The 18567-nt window shown below is 64.4% G+C and carries 16 protein-coding genes and 1 pseudogene; 7 read left to right on the top strand and 10 right to left on the bottom strand.

The window, feature by feature from the left end:
* Positions 1-60: 60 nt before the first annotated feature.
* Both AC5ZFO_RS02010 and AC5ZFO_RS02005 read left to right on the top strand, forming a co-directional pair.
* Complete coding sequence (locus AC5ZFO_RS02010; protein WP_496121185.1) at positions 61-576, top strand: YcgN family cysteine cluster protein; 516 nt, start codon at positions 61-63, stop codon at positions 574-576.
* A 155-nt stretch (positions 577-731) separates the two neighbouring features.
* Positions 732-2315: an MDR family MFS transporter gene (locus AC5ZFO_RS02005; protein WP_282518815.1), complete on the top strand. Its 1584-nt coding sequence runs from the start codon at positions 732-734 to the stop codon at positions 2313-2315.
* 3 nt (positions 2316-2318) lie between these two features.
* On the opposite strand, the gene AC5ZFO_RS02000 is transcribed toward AC5ZFO_RS02005, so the two are convergent.
* The 10 genes and pseudogenes from AC5ZFO_RS02000 to ku form a co-directional block, all read right to left on the bottom strand.
* Complete coding sequence (locus AC5ZFO_RS02000) at positions 2319-4019, bottom strand: alpha/beta hydrolase (RefSeq protein ID WP_282518814.1); 1701 nt, start codon at positions 4017-4019, stop codon at positions 2319-2321.
* A gap of 472 nt (positions 4020-4491) precedes the next feature.
* Positions 4492-6168, bottom strand: coding sequence for a hypothetical protein (locus AC5ZFO_RS01995; protein WP_282518813.1), 1677 nt, complete (start codon positions 6166-6168; stop codon positions 4492-4494).
* Between the two features lie 128 nt (positions 6169-6296).
* Positions 6297-6488, bottom strand: a pseudogene (locus tag AC5ZFO_RS01990) (alpha/beta-hydrolase N-terminal domain-containing protein); the annotation flags it as partial.
* A gap of 21 nt (positions 6489-6509) precedes the next feature.
* Positions 6510-9023 carry a GAF domain-containing protein gene (locus tag AC5ZFO_RS01985; protein ID WP_496121182.1) on the bottom strand — a complete coding sequence of 838 codons (2514 nt, stop codon included), beginning with the start codon at positions 9021-9023 and terminating at the stop codon, positions 6510-6512.
* A gap of 102 nt (positions 9024-9125) precedes the next feature.
* Entirely contained in the window at positions 9126-10802 is a 1677-nt protein-coding gene (locus AC5ZFO_RS01980; protein WP_496121203.1) for a thiamine pyrophosphate-requiring protein, read from the bottom strand.
* A gap of 132 nt (positions 10803-10934) precedes the next feature.
* Positions 10935-11348 (bottom strand): hypothetical protein, encoded by a 414-nt coding sequence (locus tag AC5ZFO_RS01975; RefSeq protein WP_282518811.1) that lies wholly within the window; start codon positions 11346-11348, stop codon positions 10935-10937.
* A gap of 350 nt (positions 11349-11698) precedes the next feature.
* Positions 11699-11863: a Flp family type IVb pilin gene (locus AC5ZFO_RS01970; RefSeq protein ID WP_014496710.1), complete on the bottom strand. Its 165-nt coding sequence runs from the start codon at positions 11861-11863 to the stop codon at positions 11699-11701.
* 217 nt (positions 11864-12080) lie between these two features.
* Positions 12081-12260, bottom strand: coding sequence for a hypothetical protein (locus tag AC5ZFO_RS01965; RefSeq protein WP_282518810.1), 180 nt, complete (start codon positions 12258-12260; stop codon positions 12081-12083).
* 195 nt (positions 12261-12455) lie between these two features.
* On the bottom strand, positions 12456-12692 hold the full coding sequence (locus AC5ZFO_RS01960) for a hypothetical protein (RefSeq protein ID WP_282518809.1): 237 nt from the start codon (positions 12690-12692) through the stop codon (positions 12456-12458).
* Between the two features lie 60 nt (positions 12693-12752).
* Positions 12753-13739: a non-homologous end joining protein Ku gene (gene ku, locus AC5ZFO_RS01955; RefSeq protein ID WP_282518808.1), complete on the bottom strand. Its 987-nt coding sequence runs from the start codon at positions 13737-13739 to the stop codon at positions 12753-12755.
* Positions 13740-13974: 235 nt separating this feature from the next.
* On the opposite strand from ku, the gene AC5ZFO_RS01950 reads away from it, so the two are divergent.
* The 5 genes from AC5ZFO_RS01950 (at position 13975) to AC5ZFO_RS01930 (ending at position 18440) form a co-directional block, all read left to right on the top strand.
* Complete coding sequence (locus tag AC5ZFO_RS01950; protein ID WP_254117740.1) at positions 13975-14130, top strand: hypothetical protein; 156 nt, start codon at positions 13975-13977, stop codon at positions 14128-14130.
* A gap of 232 nt (positions 14131-14362) precedes the next feature.
* Entirely contained in the window at positions 14363-15037 is a 675-nt protein-coding gene (locus tag AC5ZFO_RS01945) for a response regulator transcription factor (protein WP_282518807.1), read from the top strand.
* A 92-nt stretch (positions 15038-15129) separates the two neighbouring features.
* Positions 15130-16506 carry an ATP-binding protein gene (locus AC5ZFO_RS01940; protein ID WP_282518806.1) on the top strand — a complete coding sequence of 459 codons (1377 nt, stop codon included), beginning with the start codon at positions 15130-15132 and terminating at the stop codon, positions 16504-16506.
* 161 nt (positions 16507-16667) lie between these two features.
* Positions 16668-18071 (top strand): hypothetical protein, encoded by a 1404-nt coding sequence (locus AC5ZFO_RS01935; RefSeq protein WP_282518805.1) that lies wholly within the window; start codon positions 16668-16670, stop codon positions 18069-18071.
* Positions 18072-18170: 99 nt separating this feature from the next.
* Positions 18171-18440, top strand: a complete 270-nt coding sequence (locus AC5ZFO_RS01930) for a hypothetical protein (protein WP_282518966.1) — start codon at positions 18171-18173, stop codon at positions 18438-18440.
* Positions 18441-18567 lie beyond the last annotated feature (127 nt).

Raw genomic sequence — 18567 nt, 5'->3', positions numbered from 1 at the left:
TCCCGGCCGCACGCCGTAGATGGAACGAGCCGTAGCTCTTTCGAACCCTTGTTGAGACGCATGACCGCAGCTTCCAAACGACCTTCAGGCCAGGAAGGATTCTTCTGGAAAACCAAGACGTTGGAAGAGCTGTCGACGGCCGAATGGGAGAGCCTGTGCGACGGCTGCGGCCGCTGCTGCCTGAACAAGCTCGAGGACGAGGATACCGGCGATATCTATTTCACCCATGTCGGCTGCAAGCTGCTCGATGCCGGGACCTGCGGGTGCAAGGACTATCCGAATCGGTCGGCCAAGGTTCCCGACTGTGTCCGGCTGACCCCGGCCAATGTCCGCACCCTGAACTGGCTGCCGCCGAGCTGCGGCTACAAGCTGGTCGCGGAAGGGCGCGACCTCTATTGGTGGCATCCGCTGGTCTCGGGCGATCCCGACTCCGTTCATGAAGCCGGCGTCTCCGTCCGCGGCCGGGTCGAGGGCAGCGAGGAGGAGATCCCGGACGAGGAGCTCGAGGACCACATCGTGCAATGGCCGGCGCAGCTGCCGAAACGGGCACGCCTGAAGCGACGTCCGAAGGACTGACCCGCCTGCGACGTCGGATCACGTCATCGCGATGACCCCGCGGCGGGATGCACCCATGCGCCGCGGTGCCTGCCTGAGAAGAACTTTCCTCTCTACATTGCCTGCATAGAACGAATCCTTCGCGGCGTTGCGCCGCCTCACGGCTTCCGATCGAGATGAACAAGTTCGACCGGCAGAGCAGTTCTGCCGACATTCAGGCGTTGCCTGACGACATTGCCGAAGAGCTGTCCCGCCTTCCCAGCGAGGTCTTGAGCGTCGACGACGCGCCCTCGCTCGCGCCGCCGGCGCCGTTGTCGCAGGACGAGGTCCGGACCATCGTGATCAGCCTGATGCTGACGATGTTCCTGGCTGCGCTCGACCAGACCATCGTCGCGACCGCGCTGCCGACCATCGGGCGCCAGTTTCACGACGTCTCCAATCTCTCCTGGGTCATCACCGCCTATCTGCTCGCCTCGACCGCGGTCGCGCCGGTGTTCGGGACGCTGAGCGACATCTACGGCCGGCGCGTGATGATCATCATTTCGCTCAGCCTGTTCGTCGCCGGCTCCGTGCTGTGCGCGATCGCGCCGAGCATGCCGATGCTGATCCTGGCGCGCGGCCTTCAGGGCCTCGGTGGCGGCGGCATCATGCCTGTCGTGCAGACCGTGATCTCCGATATCGTCTCCCCGCGCGAGCGCGGCCAGTACCAGGCCTATTTCTCCAGCGTCTGGATGGTCGGCGGCATCCTGGGCCCGGTCATCGGCGGCGTGTTCGCCGAGCATCTGCATTGGTCGATGATCTTCTGGATCAATCTCCCGCTCGCGGCCGCAGCGATCGCGATGCTGCTGCCGAAGATGAAGAAGATTCCGGTGTTCCACCGCAAGCGCAAGGTCGACTGGCTCGGCGGCGTGCTGCTGATGGCCTCTGCGGTTGTCTTCATGCTGGTCCTGACCTGGGGCGGCACGCGTTATCCGTGGCTCTCGCCGACGGTGCTTGCGATGGTGGGCGGCGCCGTCGCGCTCGCGGTCACCTTCGTCTGGCACGCACGGCGGGCCGACGAGCCGTTCCTGCCGTTGAAGCTATTGACGGGTTCGGTGGCGCCTTTCGCCATGACAGCCGGGGGCTGCGGGCTCGGTGCGATCACGGGCCTCACCGTGCAGCTGCCACTCTATTACGAGTCGGTCTACCATCTCAGCGCCAGCGAGGCGGGGCTCGCATTGATTCCGCTCGCGGCAGTCTCGACCTGCGGCGCGGCGATTGCCGGCCGCACCATGGCGCGCGCGAAACACTACAAGCGCGTTGCCATCATCGGCACGTCCTGGGCCGCGCTGTGCGGCCTCGGCCTCACGGTCACCACCTTGCCGCTGTGGGGCTTGCTGACGCTGATGGCCGCGTTCGCGCTCGGGCTCGGCACGACCTTCCCGGTCTGCGTGGTCTCGCTGCAGAATTCGGTCGCGCGCCCGCAAGTCGGCACCATCACCGGCGCGATGAACTTCTTCCGCTCGCTGATGTCCTCATTCACGGTCGCGGCGTTCGCGGCGATCCTGCTGATCGCGCTCGGCGCCGACGTCCCGCTGGCCGGCGAGCATCATGCCGCCGGCGCCGTCGTCATTCCCGCCGACGACATGCGGCACGCCTTCCGCTACGTCTTCGGCGCCGCCACCGCGCTGATGACCACCGCTGCGCTCTGCCTGATCATGATGGAGGAGCGGCCGCTCGCCGGCCCCTCCGTCACGCAGCAGGTGGAGATGGCGGAGTAGGGGTTAGCCGCCGCGATCGGGATCGTCGTCGGCATCACCCGCGCTCGTCTTTCGCGCCTTCGCCGCAAGCTGTTCCTTGAGCCGCGCGAGTGCTTCGGCGGACCAATCATTGACATCTGTCACCGCGACCCAGGCATCGACGTAATGCTCGGGCGCGTAGACGTGGCCAAAGCCCATCGGCGTCGCGGTCGCGACCGCCATGTCGAGGGCGAGCTGCAGCATCGTCACGACAGGATACCATCGCAGCTCCGGCGAAACGTCAGGCCCGCGCGGCGCATTCATCCAGGCCGGCGCCCGATAGGCGTCGCGGTACGCGAAGAAGGTAATCGCGTCGCTGGCATATTGCAGATAGACGACGCGCATCGGCCCCCAGGGCGTATCCCGCGGCACCGTCGGTCCGTTCTGGTTCATGAAGCGGACGAGGCGGCCGTCGCGAAATTCCGGCAGCCAGGCCGGCGATCCCGGATTGCGGTTCGCGGTGACCGAGCGCCAGATGCGGCTCTCGAACGGCGCCCCGCTCCACAGCGCGCCGCCAATGGGATCCCCGATCGTCTCGAACAGCTCCGCGGATTTCTCCGAGTTCATGGCGCCGAGGCTCAGTCCGTGCAGATACAGCATCGGCCGCTTGTCCTTCGGCAGCGTCGTCCAGTAGCCGTAGATTTCCGCGAACAACGCGCGCGACGCTTCGGCGCCGTATTCGGGCTGAAACAGCAGCGACAGCGGGCTGTTGAGATAGGAATACTGCATCGCGACGCTCGCGACATCGCCATGGTGGAGATATTCGACCGTATCCATCGCCGCCGGATCGATCCAGCCCGTGCCGGTCGGCGTGATGACGATCAGGATTTTGCGGTCGAAGCCGTGCTGGCGCTTGAGCTCCTCGAGCGCGAGCCTAGCGCGCGCTTGCGCGGTGTCGCGGCTGCCGAGCCCCACATAGACGCGCACGGGATTCTGCGCGGACCTTTCCGTGACGGCGCTGATCTCGGCTGCGGTCGGGCCTGAGGCAATGAACCGGCGTCCCATGCGCCCGAGCTCCGTCCATTTCACCAGCGACGCAGAACTCCCCGTCCGACCGGGATCGGTCGGCTGCGGCCGCTCGGGCTCGAACAGAACATCGAGTTCGCGGAAGGAGGAGTCGAGTGCGTTGAACGCCGTGCGGATCAGGACATTGCTGGCGATCGACCAGAACAGCAGGGCCGCGGCGAGCAGGCCGATCACGTTCGCGACCTTCCGTGGAACGAGGCGTCGTATGCGCGCGGCGAGAAAGCGGGCGACAAACGCGAACAGCCGCCCCAGCGCCAGCAGCACGACGAACGTGATCAGGGCGATGGCGCAGACCTTGAGCGGATGGGCCGTCTCCACCGGCGCCATCTTCATCACGGTGCGGATCGAGTTCTGCCATTCGGCGGTGCGCCCGAGGGCGAGGATGACGACGAGCAGGCAGCCGACTGCGACAAGCGCATTCGCAATTGATCTTGCGCGCGCCGAAGGCTCGGGCAGTTCGAGATAGTGCCACAGCCGGCGCCACAGGACACCGGCGAAATAGCCGATCGCAAAGCAGCCGCCGGCGAGGGCGCCTTGCGTGAGATAGCTGCGCGGGATCAGCGTCGGCGTCAGCGCGGCCGCGAAGAACAGCGCACCCAGCGTGAGGCCGACGCCGGACAGCGACAGCAATTGTCGCCGAATGAGCCGCGCTGGATTCATGAAACCACCTCGCGTCCCTTGCCGCGACACCTCGGACTAGTTGCTGGCAAAGAACCCCAGCAGCACCGGCGCGCCTTCTTTCGTCTCCTGGATGCCGCAACGGATCGCGGGCACGATTTCCCCGGCGTCGTCACCCCCTCGCCATAACCGCCGAAGGCGCGCACCATCATAGTTGCAGGAGATGTTGGTCGAGCCAAGTTTTTCGATGTTGGCGGGATAGCCGGAGAGGATCGCGATCCCTGCGCCTCATGATTTCCGCGATCGCGGTGCTGAGCTTCATGGTGTCACTCTCCCCGGACGAGCCGGTTGATCCGGTCGATTGCTCTCTAGAGGGGCAGGAATCGGAGAGACGGTAAAGCTCGGCCCAATGCGTAGGGGGTAGGTCAGCCATGCCCAGGTGGCCGCCCGCTGCGGCAAGCAGCGCGGCGTCGGCGACGCGCGCGCTACTTACCTGACCAAGATTATCCAGCGGCTACGATGTCCGTACCACCCCGGGAAGCGAAGCCTGGGGCTGCGGTTCCTTCTTGAGCGCAAACTGTGCCGCAAGCGCCAAACCAAAGGCTGTGAAAAACGTCGTGCCGGTAGCAATGAATTGTAACTTGCTCGCAACCCAGACCGCATCGGGTGGCGCAGTCAGGGACAATAGGTTCGGAAGCAACAGGAAGACCGTTCCGACCGCAAAGGCGAAGCAGTTCAGCAATCGTCGCCGCAGGGTCGCAGCAGAACTGTCGATGTCCGGCAGATCGGAGCAGGACTGTCTGTCCAGATAATAAGAGATATAGACCGAGACGAGCGCCGGCCCCAGCCCCCATTGCAGCATTTTGAAGTAGAGGTCGGGATACGGCAACTGGCTCAGCGATGCCTGGCCGAAATAATGAACCGCAACGGTCAAGCCCGTTGGCCCGATGACAAACGACACCAGGAAGGTCCAGCAATATGTAACCAGATGCGACTGGTTGGCATCGACTCCCAATGCACTCAAGATCCATCGCAGAAGCAGCACCACGATGATCGCGAGCCCGTAGTTGCAGAGTGCATACAGCACCCACGCCAGCAGGCGGTTCGGGTCCTGTCTCAGAACGATGCCCTGGCCGTCGATGAGGTCATAAGCGACGGCCGAAACGATGACTCCGATGTAGACCGAGAAGATCAGCGCAATGGCGTAGATGATCCAGTACCGCAAGGGATTGGTTTGAGCCGTGGCGTCGACGTCTATTCCAAACTCCTTGGCTTCGGCGCACAAATTGTTTCTAGCGCCGTTGCGGTAGATCAGATAGCAGGCAACGAGTCGGGCACAATTGTCGTGAAGTTCCGTGACGGTCTGAGGGAACGTTGTTAGATCCAGGTCCGGCGCAGTGCCGGACTTCCATCGACCCATCGTATACGACGCCCACTGAGATTTTTGAATGAGCTGGTCGAAGCCGAAGCTGTCCTCGGTGAAGAAGATCGCATCCTTTCCGGCTTCGCGGCGCTGCATCAGCCACCACTTCATGTAGCAGATCTCCGCCCACATCCGGTCGGGCGTCGGCAGACTTTTATGAAAGTCCGCCGCTGCCACTTCCGGCGCGCTCGCGATGACTTCAGCAATTGCTGCAGCTGGTACGCGCAGCGAGAATCGTATCTGCGTTATGATCTGCTTGACGAGTTGGGGAACGCTGATCCAGATACGGATGACGTCGCGCATCATCAGAAGCGCGTTCCACTCGGCCTCCTTGGTGAGAAGGTACAGGAAGACGGCGCCCATAGCGGCGACGACGATCAAGTAGGGCGGTGATTGGGCCTTGACTGCCTCGAGGATGACGTCCGGAATTGCCGGCACCAGCGGGGCCAGCATGATCACTTGCCGATTCTCGTGAACGAGCAGTAGGAAGAAGCCGCAGGCGAACACGACGAAGGCCGAGCTTCCGAGCAGGTATTGCCGGTGGCTCGTCATGTACTTCGGAAATGTAGGGACGTCGGCAACGCGAACGGCTCGGCCGAATGCTTGCCATGCCAGTCGGGCCGCCACGATCAATCCCAGCAACGTGATCGCCCATTGTGCCACTTGGGGAAGCAAGTCGCCGGCGGAGTCGCCCCCCTGATCGGCGAGGGCAGGGCTACAAACCAAAATAAAAATAGATGTAATGATGAAAAGAACAGAACCTGCCATTTCCGAAACTCCCCTATTGCAATGAGGCGCAGTCTCGAACTGGTGGACCCTTAAGGACCTGCCGGGACGCTACACCCAAACGCGGGGGTAGTGTGTGAGGCAGTTCACACGCATCACGTCGTCGCATCCCACAGCCGGTGCCACAGGACACCGGCGAAATAGCCGATCGCAAATGAGCCGCCGGCGAGGGCGCCTTGCGTGAGATAGCTGCGCGGGATCAGCGTCGGCGTCAGCGCAGCCGCGAAGAACAGCGCACCCAGCGTGAGGCCGACGCCGGATAGCGACAGCAATTGTCGCCGGATGAGCCCGGCTGGATACATGAAACCACCTCCCGGGCGACGCTATCCTCTGGTCGGGTCCGGAAAGCTGCTCTTTCGCGGCAACACGATCGTGAACTCGGTGAACGCGCCGGGCTCTGTCGTGACGTCGATCGTGCCGCCGTGCTGCTTCACGATGATGTCGTGGCTCATCGACAGCCCGAGACCGGTACCTTCGCCGGCCGGCTTGGTCGTGAAGAACGGATTGAACATCTTCGCCTTCACCTCTTCCGGAATGCCGGTGCCGTTGTCGCGGATGCGGATCTCGATGCTGTCGCCGCGGTCGCGGGTCGCGGCGATCACCACCGGCTCGTAACCGGCGCCGCTGCCCATCTGGCGCCTGGTCACCGCATAGAAGCCGTTCGAGATCAGGTTCAAGAGCACCCGGGAAATCTCCTGCGGAAACACCTCGGCTGAACCTGCCGCCGGGTCGAGCTCGCTCTTCAGCGTCACGTCGAACAGCGGCTTCTCGGCACGCGCGCCGTGATAGGCGAGGTTGAGACTCTCCTCGACCAGCGCGTTGATGTCGCTCAGCCGATGCTCGCCGCCGCCCTCGCGCGAATGCAGCAGCATGTTCTTGACGATGGAATCGGCGCGCCTTCCGTGCTGCACGACCTTTCCAAGATTGTCCCTCAGCAGCCCCGTCAGCTCGTCGACCTCCGCGCGCAGATCGGCGGCGAGCGGGACGGGCGCAAGCACCTCGTTCAGCTCGTCGGTCAGCTCGGCCGAGAGCGAGGCAAAATTGTTGACGAAGTTGAGCGGGTTCTTGATCTCGTGCGCGATGCCGGCGGTGAGCTGGCCGAGCGAGGCCAGCTTTTCGGTCTGGACCAGACGGTCTTGCGCCGCGCGCAAATCGTCGAGCGATCTGGCGAGCTCCCGCGTGCGGTCCTGCACCTCGTTGAACAGGCGGGTGTTCTCGACCGCGATCACGGCCTGGTCGGCAAAGGTCTTGAGCAGGCTGATCGCCTTGTCCGGGAAAGGGCCGGCCTCGGGGCGCGTCACGCCGATGGTTCCGATTGCAATCCCGTCGCGCAGCATCGGAATCACGAGGATGCTGCGATAGCCGCGCGTCCGCGCCAGCTCCCGCATCGCCACCGTGAGGTCGGGCTCGTTCTGCATGTCGCTGCGGAAGGCGTATTCACCACTCGTCGCCACCCGGCTGTGAATGCCCGATGCCGCAAGCGGCGCCGGGAACGAGCTGCGCAGCTCCGCGTTGCCGGCCTCGTTGTCGGTGGTGAAGGCGGCCAGATGCAGCATGCCGTTGATGACGCGGGTGACGGTGGAGGAATGTCCGCCGACCAGCGCCTTGGCACTGTCGGAGATCGCCTGGAACACCGGCGTGACGTCGGCCGGCGAGGCCGCGATCACCTTGAGGATGTCGGCGGTCGCGGTCTGCCGTTCCAGCGCTTCCCGTGTGGCGTTGAACAGGCTGACATTCTTGACCGCGATCACCGCCTGGTCGGCGAAGGTCTGCAGCAGCCGCACATGATGCTCGGCGAACGCGCCGGTCGTCCGCCGCGTGGCGATGATGACGCCTTTGGCCTCGCCCTCGCTCATCAGCGGCGTGAACAGCATGCTGCGAAAGCCGCGGGCGCGCGCGATGTCGCGTGCCGCCGGCTCGAGCTCGGTATCCGGCAGCTGCGCCGATTCACCATGGGCCGTGAGCTGGTACGCCGGGAACTGCGCGAACGGCACCGGGAACGAGGCCTGGAGCACGCGGTCGCCGGCCGGATCGCCCGGCGTGAATGCCACGAGGTGCGCGGCGCCGTCGATGTAGCGGAGCACGGCGGTGGTGAAGCCCCCGATCAGCCGGTTGGCGCTGGCGGCGATGGCGTCGAACACCGGCTGCACGTCGGAGGGCGAGCTCGCCAGCACTTTCAGAATGTCGGCGGTCGCGGTCTGCCGTTCCAGTGATTCCCGTGTCTCGTTGAACAGGCGCGCGTTCTCGATCGCGATCGCGGCCTGGTCGGCAAAGCTCTGTTGCAGCGCCATCTCGTCATCGGTGAAGGGCGCGAGGCGGTCGCGGTAGACGATCAACGCGCCGATCGCCTTGCCTTCAAGCCGCAGCGGCGAGCCGGACATCGAACGCGTGCCGGCGGCGCGAACGTGAGGCATGCCGGGCCAGTCGGAGATGGCCGGATCGACATTGTCGAGATCGGGGACATGAACCTGCCGGTTCTCGGCCACGATGGTGCCGGGCATGTTGCGGCCGCCGATCTTGAGCTGGGCGAGCGGCACGCCGGCGCCGACGCGCATGGAGCTGTCGCCGACCCGGATGACCCTGGACCACCCGTCGCCTTCCGCAATGTGAATGGTGGCGCTCGGCGCGCCGAACAGATGCATGGTCGCTTCCGCGATCTGTTGCAGCGAGCCCTCCGCATCGCCCGAGGAGTTAGCGATGGTGCGCAGGATCTCCATGCTGGCGTTCTGGCGGTCGCGCGCAATGGCAAGCTCGGCTTGCAGGCGGGCATTCTCGGCCGCTTGGGATCGCAATTGCCGTTCGAGCTCGGCGGCCTTGTCCTGGGGAGGCGCGGTCATTGATAATCCGGCTAAGCGCCGCGGCGTATGCGGTACCAAGCCCGATTATCACATCTCTTGCGGCTGGAGCCAGCGCCGAGCCCCCGCCTTAGTGCAAACGGCTCAAGTCCCCGGCCGCGACACCTCGGTCTCCTTGCTGGTGATGAACTCCAGCAGCACCGGCACGCCTTCCTTCGTCTTCTGGATGCCGCGCTTGATCGCGGGGATGATGTCCTCCGGCCTCGTCACCCGCTCGCCATGGCCGCCGAAGGCGCGCGCCATCGCGGCATAGTCGCCGGAGATGTCGGTCGAACGATATTTCTCGGTCGAGATCGGCATCACCTTCAACTCGATCGCCATCGAGAAATTGTTCAGCAGGATCGACATGATCGGGATGCGCTCGCGCACCGCGGTCTCGAAATCCATGCCGGTGAACCCGATGGCTGCATCGCCCCACACATTGATGCAGAGCTTGTCGGGCTTTGCGAGCTTTGCGCCCATCGCCAGCCCAAGGCCGTAGCCGAGCTGCGTCGTCTTGCCCCAGCCGAGATAGGTGAGGGGCTCGACCGCCTTCCAGAACGGCGAGAGCTGGTCGCGCGGACTGCCGGCATCATGGGTGATGATGGTGTTCTTGATGTCAACGGTGTGCTGGAGGTCCCAGAGCACGCGATAGGGGCTAAGCGGCGCGTCATTGCTGGTGAGTTTCGGCATCCATTTCGCCAGCCACTCCTTGTGCGAAGCGGCGATCTCGGCCGCGACCGCAGATGCATCGCGATCCTTCGTGACCGTCTTGCCGATCTCCTCCAGCAGCGCATCGAGCACGAGCCCGGCATCGCCGACGAGGCCGATCCTGGCTTCCACATCTTTGTTGAGATGGTTCGGATCGAGCGTGGAGTGGATGATGGTTTTTCCCTTGGGCATCGCGATGCCAAAGCTGGTCTCGGTGAAGGAACAGCCGATGCCGAAAATGACATCGGCCTCAGCGAGGAATTTTGGAACAGCGCGCGGCACCGCAAGGCCGCCCGAGCCCAGCGACAGCGGATGCGTTTCCGGGAACGATGATTTGCCCCCTAAGCTGGTGGTGACGGGAATGGCGAGCCGCTCGGCGAGCCGCTTCAGTTGCGGCCAGGCCTGCGCGTAGTGCACGCCCTGGCCGGCATAGATCACGGGGCGCTTCGCGTTGACGAGCAGGCCCGCTGCCTCCTTCACATGAACAGGATCGGCGCCGTAGCGCGTGCGCAGCACCGGCGTGTAGTTCAGCGGCTCCGGCACCTCCTCGTTCCACATGTCGGCGGGGATCTCGACAATGACGGGCCCGCCGCGGCCGTTCTTGAGCTTGGTGAAGGCGCGGCGGAAAATGTTGGTGACCTCCGCAGCCAGGATGATCGGCTCGGACGATTTCGAAAACGCCTTCATTGCCTCGCTGGAATTGAAGTTCGGCTCGATATGCGCAAGCCGCCTCTGATAGCCCATCGGCAGCACCAGCACGGGCACGGATTCGCCATAGCATTGCGCAACGCCGCCCATCGCGTTCTCCGCGCCGGGCCCGTGCTGCATGCAGAACGCGCCGATCGAACGCCCCGACGTCACCCGCGAGATCGCATCCGCCATGTGCACCCCGACGCGCTCCTGCCGCACCATCACCGGCCGGATCTCCGCCTTGGCCGCGTGCTCGATCAGATGGTTGACTGGATAGCCGCAGAGGATCTCGATCCCCTCGCGCTTCATGATTTCCGCAATGGCGGTGCCGAGCTTCATGGCGTCTCTCTCCTCAGGCGCAGGCCGGTTGGTCCGGCCGATTGGGGAGAGAGGATCAGGAATTTGCGGGAGGGTAAAGCACGGGCAGGCGACAGTCGCGGTAGGTCAGCCATGCAGCGCGCTGCCGCAGCCGCTACGGCCGCCGGTCGGCTTCGCCAATGGCTGGCAAACGTCCTATTTGCAGTTTTTGCAGATCGTCAGCTTTCGTTTCAACGCCTCATCTTCCTGATCGACCGACGACTGCCCGGTAGTATCCGGATTGGACTTGGAGGCCTTTGCTGCGCGTGACCTCACATGCGGCGTCACCTGGCTCGAGGCGTCGTTGTCGTCCACGGTGCCTACGCTGAAGCCATCGTAGTCGGCGGCCGGATTCGGCACCAGCGGAGGGCCGCCGATCACGGGTGGCGAAGCCTCCCTGCCGGATGTCGCCGGCGGAATTCTGGAGGTTTTGGCGCTCGCGCGCGGCGGCGATGCATTGGGCGGAGCAAGCGAAACCGGAGGCGCGACCGAAGTCTGTCCTCTCGCGCTGTCGTGCGACCAGGCGCCGACAAACATGAGGCTGAGAGCCAAGACCGTCACGCTTCGCATCCGCATCCTTCAAACAGCTCCGGTCCAATGATTGAGCATGGCCCGTCGAACCACGCCGGGCCGAAGACTATCAGGACTCAAAAGGCCGTCAAAGCGCGGGAGCGCAAAGATGTGGTTGCTTGAAGGACGTTGCGTAGCGTCCGGGACACGAGTTTGAGTGCGCTACGGGCCACCCACCGCTATTGCGAGCGCTGCGAGGTAATCCAGAATTCCTCCGCGGAAGGACCCTGGATTGCGTCGCTATCGCTCGCAGTGACGAGATCCGGGAGGAAGCGTGCGCCGACGGCCGCGCCGGGTCGGCGCGTGCAGGGACGTCGCCTCAGGCCAGGGCAGCCGTTACGAGGCGGCCTTTACTTCAGCGACGAGCTGATCGAGTTGAACTTGTTGTTGAGGAGCTGGCTGCCCGTGTTGTTCACGACGGTCACGATCGCCAGCGCAATGCCGGCGGCAATCAGGCCGTATTCGATGGCGGTGGCGCCAGTCTCATCGGCAAGGAAAGACCTAAGCAAAGTCATTGCCAACTCCTCTTCATCCGATCCAATGTGTGGCAGCGTCGTTTTCGGACTGGTAAATAGATCGAATAGATTTTTCTGCGCGGGGGAAGAATGAAGCCCGGGCGGCCGCGTCTCCGTCACATACGATGGCATCCATTAAATTAAGGTTCCATCGATCCATCCAAATGGATTCAAATCGACGGCCCTCCGCAAGGACGCGCGGGAGCCGGTGCGCCTGTCAGGGCGTGATGGTCGGGCCTGGTGCGGCGGGAAGGCGGCGTTTCAGCACGGTCGCGAGACGGCCGACGAAGTCCTTCATCGTGCCCGGCTGCGGCCGCGGCGCCGTGCTCGCCGCGCGCTCGTGATCAGGCGCGTCGTTCACGATGCTGATGTAGTTCTTTCTGACGTCCTGCTGCACGGGGGCACGCGAACCTTGGCTCGATTGGAGCCGGAACCATGCTGCGCATAAGGGGAACCAACGGTTAATTTTGTCGCCCGTAGGAATACCCTGTCGTGCTGGACACGAGGGCGCCGATTAACGGTTTATTGAGCCTGTTCGTCACGGTCGGCACGGATAGCCAGGGACGACAACCAAGGATGAGAACCAAGGCGCTCATCGGCCGCGGCCGTCCGCATTCAGCGCCCGCAACATCGCGATGCGGGCGAACATCACCCAGCCGCCGCCCGTCTCGGCTGCGTTGATCAAGGTCTCGATGGCGGTCTGCCAGTGCGCCTCGTGTTGCGCGTCATCAGGCAGCTGCATGATGTAGTCCGCCGCGTCTTGCAGCGTCAGCAGCTTGCGCTTGTGACTTGCGCGAACGGGATCGTCGAACGCGGTCGACCAGGGCATGTCAGGCCGGCCGATCGGCGAGGGGAGACATCACGGCGCGATTGCAGACGCGGATTGCGTCTAACCGGCCTTCTTCGCCCGCGCCGGCGCGCGCACTGGCTTGTCGGCCTTCTTGGGGGGCGCTTCCTTGGCTGTTGCTGTCTTGCCGCCCTTGCCGGCGATCGGCAGCAGCATCTCGCGCTGGCCCTCGACGCGCTTCTTCGGCTTCTTGCCCTTGACGGTCTCCCTGACGGCCTCTTTTGTGGCCTTGGCCGCGGGCGCCATGTCCTTTTCGCTGGCGATGCTCTTCTTCAGCGCGTCCATCAGGTTGATGACATTGCCGCCGGTCTTCGGCGCGGCCTTCGCTGCGATGGGTGCACCGCTGCGCTTCTTGTTGATGAGGTCGATCAGCGCCGTCTCGTAATGGTCCTCGAACAGCTCGGGCTCGAACGCGCCGGACTTCTTCTCGACGATGTGCTTGGCAAGGTCGAGCATGTCCCTGGTCAGCTTCACGTCCTGGATGTCGTCGAAATATTCCTTCTCGCTGCGGACCTCGTAGGGATAGCGCAGCAGCGTGCCCATCAGGCCGCTCTCGAGCGGCTCCAGCGCGATGATGTGCTCGCGGTTGGTCAGCACGACCCGGCCGATCGCGACCTTGTCCATGCTGCGGATGGTCTCGCGGATCACCGCGAAAGCGTCGTGGCCGACCTTGCCGTCAGGCACGAGATAATAGGGGCGGATCAAATAGCGGCTGTCGATATCGGTCTTCGGCACAAACTCGTCGATCTCGATCGTATGCGTGGAGTCCAGCGCGATGTCGTCGAGCTCGTCCTTGGTCACCTCGATATAGGTGTCGGTGTCGACCTTGTAGCCCTTGACGATGTCCTCGGAGGTCACCTCGTCGCCGGTCTCGGCGTCGACCTTGAGGTACTTGATCCGGTGGCCGGTCTTGCGGTTGATCTGGTTGAACGAGACCTTCTCGGTATCCGAAGTGGCCGGATACAGCGCGACCGGGCAGGTCACGAGCGACAGACGCAAAAAACCCTTCCAATTGGCGCGGGGGGCCATGGGCTACTCCAAACGCAACGGGGACAGAGGACGAGGATACCATCGGGGAACAACGAATCATAGCAAGGCGGATTGCGGAATCTTGCAACTGCGTTAACCGGCCGCCCGGCGCGCGGTTGCAGCCCGATACAGCGGCAAAAACCGGAACATCATATCCAATCACGCGTTGGCTCGGGACATCAGGCTGCGAGGAGGTTGCGACCACCGCAGCCGACATCCAGAGATTGAGGGCACTATGGCAGCCACGCGAGAGCACGATCAGATCGTCGAAACCGCCACCGAGGCGCGTCAGGGCGAGCCAGGGCCGTCAGTGGCGGCCCTGCTTGCAATCTCGACCGGGCTCGCGATCCTGATCCTTGCCGTCATCTGGTTCGTGTTCTTCCGGACCTGACGGCCGGTCGACGGGACGGTTCGGACCTTCCGACTCGCCGCGTAACGCGGCACATTGCGCCCGCCACGCCCGCCGGCTCGTCCGGTGGCCCTGGCGGGCGCAGTCGCGTCGGCCCATGAGAAGCTCTATATGACCAAAAAGTAACCCGGTTGGTTCCCCGCGTTCATATTCAGTTCACGCCGGAATTGCTCATCTGTAGCGGTGTTCATGCGGCCTATTTCTGGAGAGAAGCGTGCGCCTGCTTGTTGTTGAGGACGACCCTGATCTCAATCGCCAGCTCACCAAGGCGCTGACGGACGCCGGCTATGTCGTCGACCGCGCCTTCGACGGAGAGGAGGGGCACTATCTCGGCGACAACGAGCCCTACGATGCCGTTGTGCTCGACATCGGCCTGCCGAAGAAGGACGGCATCTCGGTGCTGGAAGCCTGGCGCCGCAACGGCCGCACCATGCCGGTCCTGATCCTCACCGCGCGCGACCGCTGGAGCGACAAGGTCCAGGGGTTCGATGCCGGCGCCGACGATTACGTGCCGAAGCCGTTCCATCTGGAGGAGGTGCTGGCGCGCATCCGCGCGCTGCTGCGCCGCTCCACCGGCCACGCCCAGAGCGAATTGAGTTGCGGCCCCGTCACGCTCGACACCCGGACCGGGCGGGTCAGCGTCTCCGGCAATCCCGTCAAGATGACCTCGCACGAATATCGGCTTCTGGCCTACCTGATGCACCATTCGGGGCGCGTCGTGTCGCGCACCGAGCTGGTCGAACACCTCTACGACCAGGACTTCGACCGCGACTCCAACACCATCGAGGTCTTCGTCGGCCGCATCCGCAAGAAGCTCGACGTCGACATCATCCAGACCGTCCGCGGTCTTGGCTATCTCCTGACCCCGCCGCCTGCTCCCGGCGGTTGAGGCGTCAGGACTTGACGGCCGGCCGAACAGGGGCCTTGGTCCGGCCATGACGTCCGACGCCCCGCCCCCCCGCGCCTGCCGGGATCCTTCCGATGCCCGCTAGCTCGCTTGCCAACCGCCTGTTCCTGTCGGCGACGGCGTGGCTCGTGGTGATCCTGGCCATCACCGGCGTGGTCCTGTCGTCGGTCTACAAGAGCGCCACCGAGCGCGCCTTCGACCGCCGGCTCAATCTCTATCTGCGCACCCTCATCGCCGAGGTCGCGACCCCCGACGAGCCGCCGGATCGTCAGTTCCAGTCACTCGGCGAGCCCCTGTTCGAGCTGCCGCTATCGGGCTGGTACTGGCAGATCACGCGGACCGATACCGAGAAGCCGGAGGTGCGCTCGTCGCGCTCGCTCTGGGACAAGAAGCTGCCGAAGCTGGAAGAGCAGGGCACCGAGCTCACCGCTGCCGGCATTCGTCTCGCCTATGTCGATGGGCCCGAGGGGCAGAATCTCCGCATGGTGGAGCGGCCGGTCGATCTCGGCGCGGACGGCAAATATCTGGTCAGCGTCGCCGGCGACGACACCGAGATTTTCGACGAGACGCGCAGCTTCGACTACTACCTCGGCGGCACCTTCACCGCGCTCGGCATCGTGCTGCTGCTGACCACGGTGTTCCAGGTCCGCTTCGGTCTCGCGCCGCTCAAGCGCATCTCCGAGTCCATCGCCGACATCCGCTCCGGCCGGGCGGAGCGGCTCGAAGGTGAATTCCCGGTCGAGATCGCGCCATTGGCGCGCGAGACCAACGCGCTAATCGATGCCAATCGCGAGATCGTCGAGCGCGCGCGCACCCATGTCGGCAACCTCGCCCATGCGATCAAGACGCCGCTCTCGGTGATCGTGAACGAGGCCGGCACGCACGCCACCGAGCCGTTCGCAGCCAAGGTGATGGAGCAGGCGGACGTGATGCGCGACCAGCTCGCCCATCATCTGGAGCGCGCGCGCATCGCGGCACGCGTCTCGGTGGTGGCGACCGTGACGGAGGTCGCGCCCGTGATCGAGGCGCTGCGGCGGACCATGGAGAAGATCCATCGCGATCGCGGCATCCTGGTCGAGGCCAAGGCCGATCCGTCCGCAAAATTTCGCGGCGAGCGGCAAGATCTGGAGGAGATGGTCGGCAACCTCGTCGACAATGCCTGCAAATGGGCGGCCTCGCAGGTCTTCATCGAGGTTCTGGTGGAAGCGCCGCACCAGGCGGGCGCCGGCCCGCGCCTGCGGATCATCGTCGATGACGACGGCCGCGGCCTGTCCGAGGCCGAGCGCGCCCAGGTCTCCCGGCGCGGCCAGCGGCTCGACGAGTCCAAGCCCGGCTCGGGGCTCGGCCTGTCCATCGTGACCGACCTCGCCGCGCTCTATGGCGGCAGCCTCTCGCTCGGCGGCGCACCGACCGGTGGCCTGCGGGCGGAGCTGATCCTCCCCGGAATTTAATCCTTTGTTCCGCCACGACTATTTGACTGGTTTGGCACCGATCCGGCCGAAACCGGAGCTATTTCGCAGCGACTTCCTAAACGGCTTCTTAAGTGGGCCCCATCTATGATCGCGCAGGACGCATCCCACGTCTGCCATTTTATCGTGCATCACCCGGGCGCATGAGCCAGACATCGATCGAGCGGCTGAGGGAATACCTCGCGCAGCTCCCGCCGCAGTCGCAGGCGCTGCTGATGCGGGAGTTCGAGCGCGCGCTCGAGCGCGGCCAGGACACGGCTGTGGCGACCCTCGTGCTCGAGCAGCTGCGCAAGATCGTCCGCAAGACCGAAGTTGACGAGGCTGCGCCGCCGCGCACGGACGATCTGTCGCGGCTGTTGTTCCAGGTGCTGGAACCGTTCCTGGTCGAGACCGGCGCCCCTGTCAGGGTCGGCCAGATCCGTCGCTCGTCGCTGCATCCAATCTGGCAATGGCTCGGCCGCGATGGCGCCCCCGACAAGGTCAACGAATTCGAGGCGGCGCTGGCGCGCATGCCGGCTTCAGACAGTGCAGGGCAGGTCGAAGCCCTCGCCTCGAGGCTCCAGGCGGTGGCCGCGGATGCCATCTTCGGGCTGACGGGTCCCGGCGGCGGCGACAAGTCGCGCGCGCTCGCCCGTGTCGGCCCGCCCAACGTGATCGAGGACCTCTATTCGATCGGAGCGGTCCTTCAGGTCCGGGAGGCCATCGCGACGCTGAACGAGAAGCTGCCGCGCTTCCTGCGTGCCTTCGGCGAAGCCCAGATCGCGTCAGTGACGTCCACGCTCAACATCCCCGCGCTCCAGACGCCGCAGATGCTGCCCTTCGCGCTGTCGATGGTCGTGCAGCGGATGACCGCGCCGTGGCAGATCATCCGCCTCGCCATCAAGATTGCCGCGTCCGACGACGAGATCCGCGTCGCGGCGACTCCCTACGGCGTGGCCGTCACGATCGCTTTGCATGATTTGTCGTGCGTTGCCGCGATCCTGCGCATGGACATCAAGCGCGGCCATTTCGAGAACGTCGCCGACAATCTCAAGGCGCTGCATGACGGCGTGCGCGGTCTTCGCACGGAGCTCGATCTGCGCAACGATTCCGTCTGGGGCAAGCAGCTCACCTCGATCCGGGCCGACATCTCCAATGCGCTGCAATCGGAGATCGACAGCGTTCCCGGCCGGGTCCGCCGCATCCTGCGCCAGCGCGCCGAGAAGGACATTCCGCCGGGGGCGCGGATCGACAGCACCGAGGTCGAGGAAACCGCGGCGCTGATCGATTTCGTCGCGACCTGCCGCAACTATGCGAGCGAGCTTGCGATCAATGAAGTGACGCTGCGCACCTATTCCGATCTCCAGCAATATGTCGAACGCTCGACCGAGCAGTTGGTGCAGTCGCTGCGAGCGGCCGATCACAAGGTCCGCACCTATCGACAGCAGCAGGTGCAGGCCGCGATCCGCTTCTGCCAGGTGCTGTTCGGCGATGATTACGCGTCGCTGATGAGCCGCGCCGCGGAGAACGCGGCCACGGGCGAGCGCAAATCGTCGCGCGCAAGCTGATCAAGCGCATATTTTTGTGACCACAATTTGTGGTTGACGGTGCCGGTGGCCGGCCCTACGGTCGCCGTGCAAATTTTTGGAATTTCTATCTGTGGGCGCATGAAACCCCTTATCAACTCCATCGAAATTGAAAACCGCGTCATCGTTGCCAAATATCAGAGGCTGATGGTTGGCGCGAAGGTGGTGCTGATCGAGAAGGCAAGCGGCCGGCAGCTGCCTGAGACCGTCACCAGGGTCGCATCGCCCGTTCCCGTCGGGGCGTTGCGCATCCGATTGCCTGAAGTAATCGAGCCGGGAACATACTTCCTGAGGGCCTTCAACGGGCACGGCGAGGACGCCGCTCAAAGCGCGGACTTCGAGATCGGCTAAGCCGTTGGATTTTCATGGTTTCGGGACTGTGTGCGGTCGCGCCGAATTGACAATTGTCAATTGCCGCATCGTCCGGCCGTGGTGTAAAGCCACCTATGGGCGCGGTTCGCGCGCTGCCGGAAGCTTG

The sequence above is a fragment of the Bradyrhizobium sp. Unk1 genome (genome assembly GCF_059512345.1).
This window is presented reverse-complemented; position numbering and strand designations above follow the sequence as displayed.